This window comes from Pseudomonas sp. (assembly GCF_041601375.1).
Taxonomy (GTDB): Bacteria; Pseudomonadota; Gammaproteobacteria; order Pseudomonadales; family Pseudomonadaceae; genus Aquipseudomonas.
Window position 1 is genome coordinate 25,643 of sequence record NZ_JBFIIG010000026.1, and the last position, 10,100, is coordinate 35,742.

At 63.4% G+C, this 10,100-nt stretch carries 10 protein-coding genes; 8 read left to right on the forward strand and 2 right to left on the reverse strand.

Going from position 1 to position 10,100, the window contains the following annotated elements; all coding sequences use genetic code 11:
• The first annotated feature begins 128 nt into the window (after positions 1-128).
• The 3 genes from ABZE94_RS06055 (at position 129) to ABZE94_RS06065 (ending at position 4,177) form a co-directional block, all read left to right on the forward strand.
• On the forward strand, positions 129-1,502 hold the full coding sequence (locus ABZE94_RS06055; protein ID WP_372874630.1) for a glutamine synthetase family protein: 1,374 nt from the start codon (positions 129-131) through the stop codon (positions 1,500-1,502).
• Positions 1,503-1,610: 108 nt separating this feature from the next.
• Positions 1,611-2,999, forward strand: a complete 1,389-nt coding sequence (locus ABZE94_RS06060) for an aldehyde dehydrogenase family protein (RefSeq protein WP_372874631.1) — start codon at positions 1,611-1,613, stop codon at positions 2,997-2,999.
• Between the two features lie 8 nt (positions 3,000-3,007).
• Positions 3,008-4,177 carry an iron-containing alcohol dehydrogenase gene (locus ABZE94_RS06065; protein WP_372874632.1) on the forward strand — a complete coding sequence of 390 codons (1,170 nt, stop codon included), beginning with the start codon at positions 3,008-3,010 and terminating at the stop codon, positions 4,175-4,177.
• Positions 4,178-4,314: 137 nt separating this feature from the next.
• On the opposite strand, the gene ABZE94_RS06070 is transcribed toward ABZE94_RS06065, so the two are convergent.
• Both ABZE94_RS06070 and ABZE94_RS06075 read right to left on the reverse strand, forming a co-directional pair.
• On the reverse strand, positions 4,315-4,542 hold the full coding sequence (locus ABZE94_RS06070; protein WP_372874633.1) for a hypothetical protein: 228 nt from the start codon (positions 4,540-4,542) through the stop codon (positions 4,315-4,317).
• 538 nt (positions 4,543-5,080) lie between these two features.
• A complete protein-coding gene (locus ABZE94_RS06075; protein ID WP_372874635.1) occupies positions 5,081-6,049 on the reverse strand; it encodes a polyprenyl synthetase family protein in 969 nt (322 codons plus the stop codon).
• 247 nt (positions 6,050-6,296) lie between these two features.
• Here ABZE94_RS06075 and rplU point away from each other — a divergent pair, with 247 nt between their 5' ends.
• The 5 genes from rplU (at position 6,297) to ABZE94_RS06100 (ending at position 10,092) form a co-directional block, all read left to right on the forward strand.
• A complete protein-coding gene (rplU, locus tag ABZE94_RS06080; protein WP_372874636.1) occupies positions 6,297-6,608 on the forward strand; it encodes a 50S ribosomal protein L21 in 312 nt (103 codons plus the stop codon).
• A 39-nt stretch (positions 6,609-6,647) separates the two neighbouring features.
• Positions 6,648-6,905, forward strand: coding sequence for a 50S ribosomal protein L27 (gene rpmA / locus ABZE94_RS06085; protein ID WP_003176049.1), 258 nt, complete (start codon positions 6,648-6,650; stop codon positions 6,903-6,905).
• Positions 6,906-7,159: 254 nt separating this feature from the next.
• A complete protein-coding gene (cgtA, locus tag ABZE94_RS06090) occupies positions 7,160-8,383 on the forward strand; it encodes an Obg family GTPase CgtA (protein ID WP_300655176.1) in 1,224 nt (407 codons plus the stop codon).
• Between the two features lie 115 nt (positions 8,384-8,498).
• On the forward strand, positions 8,499-9,617 hold the full coding sequence (gene proB, locus ABZE94_RS06095) for a glutamate 5-kinase (protein ID WP_372874637.1): 1,119 nt from the start codon (positions 8,499-8,501) through the stop codon (positions 9,615-9,617).
• 10 nt (positions 9,618-9,627) lie between these two features.
• A complete protein-coding gene (locus ABZE94_RS06100; RefSeq protein WP_372874638.1) occupies positions 9,628-10,092 on the forward strand; it encodes a CreA family protein in 465 nt (154 codons plus the stop codon).
• Positions 10,093-10,100 lie beyond the last annotated feature (8 nt).

Below are 10,100 nucleotides of genomic sequence, written 5' to 3' on the forward strand. Positions count from 1 at the left end.
AATAGTTATTTCAGCTCTATAAAAGCGGCAGAGGCGCCCAGTCCGATGGCCGCGAATCGCAGGCATAGCTGGCGCTACGAGGCCAACAGGCAACGGCCACAGAGCCATAACAAAAAACAGGGGTGCATATGCTCAATCCGCGGGATGTTAAGACCAGCGAAGACGCCAAGCGCATCGTCGAAGAACGTGGCCTCAGTCACGTCAAGGTCGGGGTGTTCGATAATGACGGGGTGATGCGCGGCAAGTACCTGAGCCGCAGCAAGTTCTTTTCCGCCCTCGACAGCGGCTTCGCCTTCTGCGACGTGGTGCTGGGCTGGGACGTCAAGGATCAGCTCTACGACAACGCCAGCTACACCGGCTGGCATACCGGCTACCCGGACGCGCCAGTGCGCGTGCTGGCGCATACCTGCCGCGACATTCCCTTCGAGAACGGCATGCTCCTGTTCATCTGCGAATTCGCCGAGGCGGCGGAGCAGGTCTGCCCGCGCGGCACCCTGCGCAGGGTGCTGCAACGCTGCCAGGAGATGGGGTTCGACGCGTACGCCGCACTGGAGTACGAATTCTTCATGTTCGATGAAACCCCGGAGTCGGCCCGCGAGAAGGGTTATCGCAACCTCAAGCCCTTCACCCCGGACTGGTTCGGCTACTCGACCATCCGCAACTCGGTGCATGCCGAGCTGTACCACGAGATTCTCGAGCTGGCCGAGCGGATGGACTTCCCCATCGAAGGCCTGCACACCGAGACCGGTCCCGGCGTGCTCGAGGCGGCCATCGCCTATGACCGTGCCGAAGCCGCGGCGGACAAGGGTGCGCTGTTCAAGACCTTCATGAAGGTGCTGGCCCAGCGCAACGGCCTGATGGCCACCTTCATGGCCAAGTGGTCGGGCAAGTACCCGGGGCAGAGCGGGCACATCCACGTCTCCCTGCGCGACCGCGCCAGCGGCAAGTCGGTCTTTCACGACCCGAGCCAGGCGCACAACATGAGCCAGATCCAGCGCCAGTTTCTCGCCGGCCAGCAGCGCCTGATGCCCGAGTTGCTGTGCATGATGGCGCCGACTGTGAACAGCTACCGGCGCCTGATCCCCGGCTTCTGGGCGCCGACCGACGCCACCTGGGGCGTGGAAAATCGCACCGCGGCGCTGCGCGTGATTCCCGGTAGCGACAAGTCGCAGCGCCTGGAATATCGCCTCGGCGCGGCGGACGGCAATCCCTACCTGACCCTCGCCGTGGCCATCGGCTCCGGCCTGTACGGCGTGATGCAGCAGTGGCAACCGAGCGAGCCGGTGTCCGGCAACGCCTACGCGGTCAAGCACCCCGAGGAGCTGGCCCTGCCGCGCACCCTGTGGGACGCGGCGCAGCGCCTGAAAGGCTCCACGGCGGCGCGCGAGTTGTTCGGTGATCCGTTCGTCGAGCATTTCGTCGCCAGCCGCGAATGGGAGGAACGTGAATACCGTCGGCATGTCAGCGATTGGGAGCTGGATCGCTACTTCGAAATCATCTGAACAACCGGCAATCCATGGGTTACGGGCTGGGCCACGCTTCCCGGATTGCACCGCGTGCCGCGGTTTATCCGGGCTACGGGTTGATCGCAACATCCTACGGAGTGAGTAATGAGCAAGCTGCAATGCATATCCCCCATCGACGGCTCGCTGTATGTCGAGCGCGAGCTGGCCTCGGCCAGTGACATCCAGGCTGCCCTGGCCAAGGCCGAACGGGCGCAGCAAGCCTGGAAGCACACCCCGGTGGTCGAGCGCGTGGCCATCGGCCGCCGGGCCGTCGCCGCCTTCGCCGCCAGGGAAGATCAGCTGGCCGAAGAGCTGTGCTGGATGATGGGCCGACCGATCCGTTACGCTGCCGGCGAGATCCGCGGCTTCGTCGAGCGTGCCAGCCACATGGCCGATATCGCCGAGAGCGCCCTGGCCGATATCCGCCTGCCGGACAAGCCCGGCTTCACCCGCTTCATCCGCCGCGAACCGCTGGGCGTGGCGCTGGTCGTCGCACCCTGGAACTACCCCTACCTGACCGCGGTGAACGCGGTGATGCCGGCGCTGCTGGCCGGCAATGCGGTGCTGCTCAAGCACTCGGCGCAGACCCCGCTGTGCGCCGAGCGCATGGTCGAGGCCTTCGCCGAGGCCGGCCTGCCCGATGGCGTGTTCCAGTACCTGCACCTGAGCCACGCCGATACCGAGCAATTGATCAAGGCGCCGGCGATCCAGCATGTGTCCTTCACCGGCTCGGTGCCGGGCGGCGCCATGGTCGAGCGGGCAGCGGCGGGGCGCTTCATCAGCGTTGGCCTGGAGCTGGGCGGCAAGGACCCGGCCTACGTGCGTGCCGACGCCGACCTCAGCCACGCGGTGGAAACCTGCATCGACGGCGCCTTCTTCAACTCCGGGCAATCCTGTTGCGGCATCGAGCGCATCTACGTGCATGAGTCGCTGTTTGAGGCCTTCGTCGAACAGGCGGTGGCACTGGTGAAACAGTACAAGCTGGGCCGCTCCGACGATCCGGAAACCACCCTCGGTCCGCTGGTGCGCGCCGAGGCGGCGGATTTCGTCCGCCGGCAGGTCAGCGAGGCGGTGGCCCAGGGCGCGGTCGCCCATATCGACCCGACCCGCTTCGCCCTCGATCGCCCCGGCTCCGCCTACCTGGCGCCACAGGTATTGACCGACGTCTACCACGGCATGCGGGTGATGAGCGAAGAATCCTTCGGCCCGGTGGTCGGCATCCAGAAGGTCAAGGACGACGAGGAGGCCGTGCAACTGATGAATGACAGCGAGTTCGGCCTCACCGCCGCCATCTTCAGCCGCGACGTCGACGCCGCCCTGGCCCTGGGCGAGCGGGTCGAGGCCGGCACCGTATTCCTCAACCGTTGCGACTACCTCGACCCGGCCCTGGCCTGGACCGGGGTGAGGCACTCCGGGCGCGGCTGCAGCCTGTCGAGCCTCGGCTACGAGCACCTGACCCGGCCTAAATCCTTCCACTTCAAGACCCAGCTGTGAGGCGCGCCATGGACCTGAATCACTACCGCATGAACTGGAACTACCCGACCGCGATCCGCGTCGGCGCCGGACGCATCAGCGAGTTGCCGCAAGCCTGCCGCGAGCTCGGCATGCGTGCGCCGCTGCTGGTCACCGACCCCGGTCTGGCCGCCCTGTCGCTGATCGACCACGCCCTGCTGCAATGCCGCGACGACGGTCTCAAGGCCGGGCTGTTCTCGGCGATCAAGGGCAACCCCACCGGGATGAACGTGATGGACGGCGTCGCCGCCTTCAAGGCCGGCGGCCACGACGGGGTAATCGCCTTCGGCGGCGGCTCGGCACTGGACGCCGGCAAGGCCATCGCCCTGATGGTCGGGCAGAACCGTCCACTGTGGGATTTCGAGGACATCGGCGACAACGCCAGCCGCGTCGACGTCGCCGGCATGGCGCCGCTGGTGGCGGTGCCGACCACCGCCGGCACCGGCTCGGAAGTCGGTCGCGCCTCGGTGATCACCGACGACGTTGCGCGCATCAAGCGCATCATCTTCCACCCGCGGATGCTCCCCGCCCTGGTCATCCTCGACCCGCAACTGAGTATTGGCCTGCCGCCGAAGATCACCGCCGCCACCGGCATGGACGCCCTGTCGCACAGCCTCGAAGCCTACTGCTCGCCGCTGTTCCACCCCATGGCCGAAGGCATCGCCCTGGAAGGCATGCGCCTGGTCCAGCAGTACCTGCCGCGCGCGGTGAGCAAGGGCAGCGATGTCGAGGCGCGCCTGCACATGCTGGTGGCCTCGTGCATGGGCGCCACCGCCTTCCAGCGCGGCCTCGGCGCCATGCACGCCCTGGCCCATCCCCTAGGCGCGCTCTACGACGCCCATCACGGCCTGCTCAATGCGGTGCTGATGCCCTATGTGTTACAGGCCAACCGCACCCGCATCGAGCCACAAATGGAACGCCTGGCCCGCTACCTCAACCTGGCCAAGCCGGGCTTCACCGGCGTGCTCGACTGGGTGCTGCACCTGTGCAACGAAGTCGGCATCCCCCACAGCCTCAGCGAAATCGGCATCGACGACAGCCGTATCGACCAGATCGGCCAGATGGCCGAGGTCGACCCCTCGGCGGGGAGCAATCCGATTAGTTTTAGCGCGAGCGAGTACAGTCGGTTGTTCGGCCGGGCGCTGCGCGGGGAGTTGTAGGGCGGGGCTTTCTGCTCACAAGGCAGGGCGTTGTGCCCCGCCTTTGTGCGAGCCAGCTTGCTGCGGTCCGGCCGGGTACAGGTTAGCTGGAGCGGCCGGGCGCTGCTGCGCCAAGCAACCTGTTCGGCGCGGTTGCATCATGGGCGCAAGGCCCGCGCATAGCAGTAAAGAAACAGGTTGCGCACCAGCTCCTTGAGCACCAGCGGCTCGGTGGAATTCAGTTCATGCATGTCCAGATCGCCCTGGTCCCGCAGTTCATCCAGCGCCTGTTCTTCCAGTACCGCGCAGACTTCACCGGTGTTGCGATTGAGGATGCGCAGGTAAGGCTGTGGCCGGTCCAGCCAGGCATCGATCAAGTAGGTCATGACTCATCTCCCTTCAAGTGGTTAGATGAGAATAATTCTTATTACGTTAATAGCAAGTCTTAATTGCTCCTCCTGTCTGGGCGGGGGGAATGGTTTGCGTGCCGACAGGTTCTCGCATGGCGCGCGACCATGGCGCCTGCGCGAGTCCCGTTTGCAGGGTATGGCGGGGTACAAGGCCAGCAGAAAGGCTATGTCCCAGATATGTGTTGGTAAAGAGGCAGCGCTTTTGTGGGAGCGGATTTATCCGCGAATTTCGCGGCTGAAGCCGCTCCCACAGGTGGCCTTCGCGCATGCAGTGCTCGCAACAGTTACCAGGTTACATAGCCAAGAAAAAGGCCAGGTAGCGGTTACGTGTTGTATGGGTATCCGTCCCCCTGTAAGAGCGGCCGGGCGGCGTTGCGCTTTAGCCGCGAAGTTGTGCTGTGCAGCGAAGAATTCGCGGCTAAAGCCACTCCTACATAAGCGTTATCTCTCATGCAGCACGCATAGCCAACAAAAAAACCGTCGCAGGGACGGGTTTTTCTGGTCACGACAGGCGTCAGTGGGTGCGGGCGACGGCGAAGCGGCTCAGTTCGATCAGGGCGTCGCGGTATTCGCCGGCGGGCAGGGCGTCCAGGCAGGCGATGGCGCGCTCGGCATAGTCGCGGGCTTGCTGGGCGGTGTAGTCCAGGGCGCCAGCGGCTTCCACGGCATGGCGAATGCTTTCCAGGTCCTCGATGCCGCCTTTCTGGATCGCCTGGCGTACCAGGGCAGCCTGTTCGGCAGTGCCTTCGCGCATGCAGTAGATCAGCGGCAGGGTCGGCTTGCCCTCGGCCAAGTCGTCGCCGACGTTCTTGCCCAGGGTCGTGGCATCGCCGCGGTAGTCGAGCAGGTCGTCGACCAGCTGGAAGGCCACGCCCAGGTTATCGCCAAAGGTGCGCAGGGCTTCGGTCTGTTCGGCCGAGGCGCCGGCCAGGGCTGCCGCGCTGTGGGTCGAGGCCTCGAACAGCATCGCGGTCTTGCCGCGGATGACTTCCATGTAGGTTTCTTCGCTGGTGCTGGCGTCGCGAATCTTCGACAGTTGCAGCACTTCGCCCTCGGCGATGACTCGGGTGGCGCGGGAGAGGATTTTCATCACCGGCATCGAGCCGAGTTCGACCATCATCTCGAACGAGCGTGAATAGAGGAAGTCGCCGACCAGTACGCTGGGAGCGTTGCCCCACTGGGCATTGGCGGTGCTGCGGCCGCGGCGCATGTCGGACATGTCGACCACGTCATCGTGCAGCAGGGTGGCGGTATGCAGGAACTCGATGGTGGCGGCGAGCAAGCGCAGGTTGTCGCCTTGCAGGCCCAGGGCCTTGCCGCTGAGCAGCACCAGCAGCGGGCGCAGCCGTTTGCCGCCGGCGGAGATGATGTAGTCGCCGATCTTCCCCACCAGCGGCACGCGCGAGACGAGTTGTTGACGGATGATGCCGTCGACGGCGGTGAAGTCATCCGCCACCACATGGTAGAAAGCCTGGGGTTGCATCAGCGTCACGTGCTCCTCAAAGGTTGCGCGGCATGCTATGGGGCAGGGTGGGGGCTGTCAAGGCGAGTGCTCGAGGGCCTTGCGTCGTGACGATGGCTTGCGTAGAATCGCGCACCCTGAACTTCCCCCCTGGGTATTTCCCTGACTTACGCAATTGCAAGGGTGTCTTATCCGGCCCCAAGCAGCCATGCCAGCCAATAACTCTTTCTATAAAGCGCTGGGTGAGCAGGATTAACGGAGATTTACCATGTACGCAGTGATTGTTACTGGTGGCAAGCAATACAAGGTCACCGAAGGCGAATTCCTCAAGGTCGAAAAGCTCGAGCTCGGCACTGGCGAGGCCATTACGTTCGATCGCGTGTTGCTGATCGGCAACGGCGACGACGTGCAAATCGGCGCTCCAGTTGTTGAAGGTGCCAAGGTTGTGGCTGAGGTCGTTGCACAAGGCCGTCACGACAAGGTCACCATCATCAAGTTCCGCCGTCGTAAGCACCATATGAAGCGTCAGGGCCACCGTCAGTGGTACACCGAGATCAAAATCACCGGTATTCAGGCCTGATTCGTTTCGGTCTAATCCCTCTATAGGAGTATTGAACTCATGGCACACAAAAAAGCTGGCGGTAGTACCCGCAACGGTCGCGACTCAGAAGCCAAACGCCTTGGCGTGAAGATGTATGGCGGCCAGAAGATCATTCCTGGCAACATCATCGTGCGTCAGCGCGGCACCCAGTTCCACGCCGGTTACGGCGTCGGCATGGGTAAGGATCACACCCTCTTCGCGAAAATCGAAGGCGTGATCAAGTTCGAAGTAAAAGGCGCGTTCAACCGCCGTTACGTGAGCGTCGTTGCCGCTTAATCGCGCGACTGCTGGGAAAGCCCCGTCCTTGCGACGGGGCTTTTTTGTTTCTGTATTCTTGGGGTTCTTGCCAAACTGTCCTGGGCGTAGCGTTCGATTTGAATGCAGGTCAATTTTGCAAGAACCTGGTTTTCTCGTTAGAACCTGTTCAAGGTCTCGCGAGCTAGAGTCCTGCTTTCAACGCAGCAGGGCCGACGCGCAGCAGACGTTGAGCCGGTTCTTAGATAACCCGCTTGATTGCGGGAGGCGTACCTATGAAATTCGTCGATGAAGTATCGATTTCTGTAAAGGCCGGTGATGGTGGTAACGGCATGATGAGCTTCCGCCGTGAGAAGTTCATCGAAAACGGTGGTCCCAACGGTGGCGATGGTGGTGATGGCGGCTCGATTTATATCGAGGCTTTTGCGAACCTCAATACCCTGGTGGACTACCGCTATACCCGTCGCTTCCAGGCGCCGAATGGTGACAAGGGTGGGAGTACTGATTGCACGGGAGCCAAGGGTGAGGATCTGATCCTGCCGGTGCCGATTGGTACCACCGTGATCGATGCGGGTACCCAGGAAGTGATTGGCGATCTGGTTCGGGCCGGTCAGCGCCTGCTGGTCGCCCAGGGCGGCTGGCATGGTCTGGGTAACACCCGCTTCAAGTCCAGCACCAACCGGGCTCCGCGGCAGACCACGCCGGGCAAGCCGGGCGATGCGCGCGACCTCAAGCTGGAATTGAAGGTGTTGGCCGATGTCGGGCTGCTCGGTTTGCCGAATGCCGGCAAGAGCACCTTTATCCGTTCGGTGTCCGCGGCCAAGCCGAAAGTCGCCGATTACCCGTTCACCACCCTGATTCCAAACCTGGGTGTGGTCAGTGTCGATCGCTACAAGAGCTTCGTCGTTGCCGACATTCCCGGGCTGATCGAGGGTGCCTCGGATGGTGCCGGTCTGGGCATTCGCTTCCTCAAGCACCTGGCGCGCACCCGTCTGTTGTTGCACCTGGTGGACATGGCGCCACTGGATCTGACCGATCCGGCGGAGTCGGCGGCCACCATCGTCGACGAGCTGACCAAGTTCAGTCCTTCCCTGGCCGAGCGCGAGCGCTGGCTGGTGCTGAACAAGGCCGACCAGATTCTCGACGAAGAGCAGGAGGCGCGAGTCGCCGAAATCGTTGCGCGGATCGACTGGCAGGGCCCGGTGTATGTGATTTCCGCCCTGGCGCGCGAGGGCACCGATCAGCTGTGCTACGACATCATGGATTTCCTCGAGGCTCGCGCCGAGCGGATTCAGGAGAATCCCGAGTTTGCCGCCGAGTTGGCCGAGCTGGATACGCGCATCGAGGATGAGGCGCGCGCTCAGTTGCAGAAGCTGGACGACAAGCGCGCGTTGCGCCGGACCGGGGTCAAGGCTGTCGGTGATGTCGAGGAAGATGACAGCTTCTGGGATCAGGAAGATGATGAGGATGGCCCGGAAATCATTTACGTCCGGGATTAAGCAACTTGTTGAACGCCGCTTAATTGCGGCGTTCTTGTCTTGAGCGAGTGATTGGAGGCTGCGAGCGCAGTGGCTTCCGTTCCGTTGGGCGGTTTCTGGCTAAGGTTGGATGATCATGCGTGACAAGGTGACCAGTGCGCGGCGCTGGGTAGTGAAGATCGGCAGTGCATTGCTCACCGCCGACGGGCGTGGCCTGGACCGTGCGGCCATGGCGGTGTGGGTCGAGCAGATGGTGGCGTTGCGCGAGCAGGGCGTGGAGCTGGTGCTGGTGTCTTCCGGTGCGGTGGCGGCAGGCATGAGTCGCCTCGGCTGGAGCGGGCGGCCGAAGGCCATGCATGAACTGCAGGCAGCCGCTGCCATTGGTCAGATGGTGCTGATTCAGGCCTGGGAGTCGAGTTTCGGTGAGCATGCACGGCGCACCGCGCAGATTCTCCTGACCCATGACGACCTGTCGGATCGCAAGCGCTACCTCAACGCGCGCAGCACCTTGCGCACCCTGGTCGACCTGGATGTGATTCCGGTGATCAACGAGAACGATACGGTGGTCACCGACGAGATCCGCTTCGGCGACAACGACACCCTGGCGGCGCTGGTGGCCAATCTGGTCGAGGCCGATCTGCTGGTGATCCTCACCGACCGCGATGGCATGTATACCGCCGACCCGCGGTATAACCCCGATGCCGAGCTGATCTACGAGGCGCGCGCCGATGATCCGGCGCTGGATGCCGTGGCCAGTGGCGTGGGCGGTGCGCTGGGGCGTGGCGGCATGCAGACCAAGCTGCGCGCGGCGCGGCTGGCGGCGCGTTCCGGCGCCCATACGGTGATTGTCGGTGGTGCCATCGAGCAGGTGCTGGTGCGGCTCAAGGCCGGCGAGCGCCTGGGTACCCTGCTGGCGCCCGAGCGCGGCTTGCTGGCGGCGCGCAAGCAATGGCTGGCCGGGCATCTGCAGACTCGCGGCACCCTGGTGCTGGATGCGGGGGCGGTCAAGGCCCTGGCGACGGGTCGCAAGAGTCTGTTGCCGGTCGGGGTCAAGGCGCTCCAGGGGAGCTTCCGGCGTGGCGAAATGGTGATCTGTGTCGATCCGGATGGGCGTGAAATCGCCCGTGGCCTGGCCAATTACAGTGCGCTCGAGGCGCAAAAAATCATCGGTCAGTCGTCGGATGCCATCGAAAGGTTGCTCGGTTACGTCGATGAGCCCGAGTTGATCCATCGGGATAATCTGATTCTGGTCTGAGGGTGGAGTGATGCGAATGCTCAAGGGATTGCTGGGTGCGCTGTTGGTGCTGCCGATGTACGCATCGGCCGAGCAGATAGGTGAAGTGTCCACGGTGTTCAAATTGATGGGGCCGAACGACAAGATCGTGGTCGAGGCCTTCGATGACCCCAAGGTGGCGGGTGTCACCTGCTACCTGTCGCGCGCCAAGACCGGTGGGGTCAAGGGTGGCCTGGGGCTGGCCGAGGATCGTGCCGAGGCCTCGATCGCCTGCCGTCAGGTCGGGCCGGTCAGCTTCAAGGGTGAGCTGGAAGAGGGTGAGGAGGTGTTTCGCGAGCGCACCTCGCTGGTGTTCAAGACCATGCAGGTGGTGCGTTTCTTCGATGAAAAGCGCAACACCCTGGTCTATCTGGTGTACAGCGATCGAGTGATCGAAGGCAGCCCGCAGAATGCGGTAACCGCCATCCCGATCATGCCCTGGCCGGAAAAGCGCTGAGCCTGCTC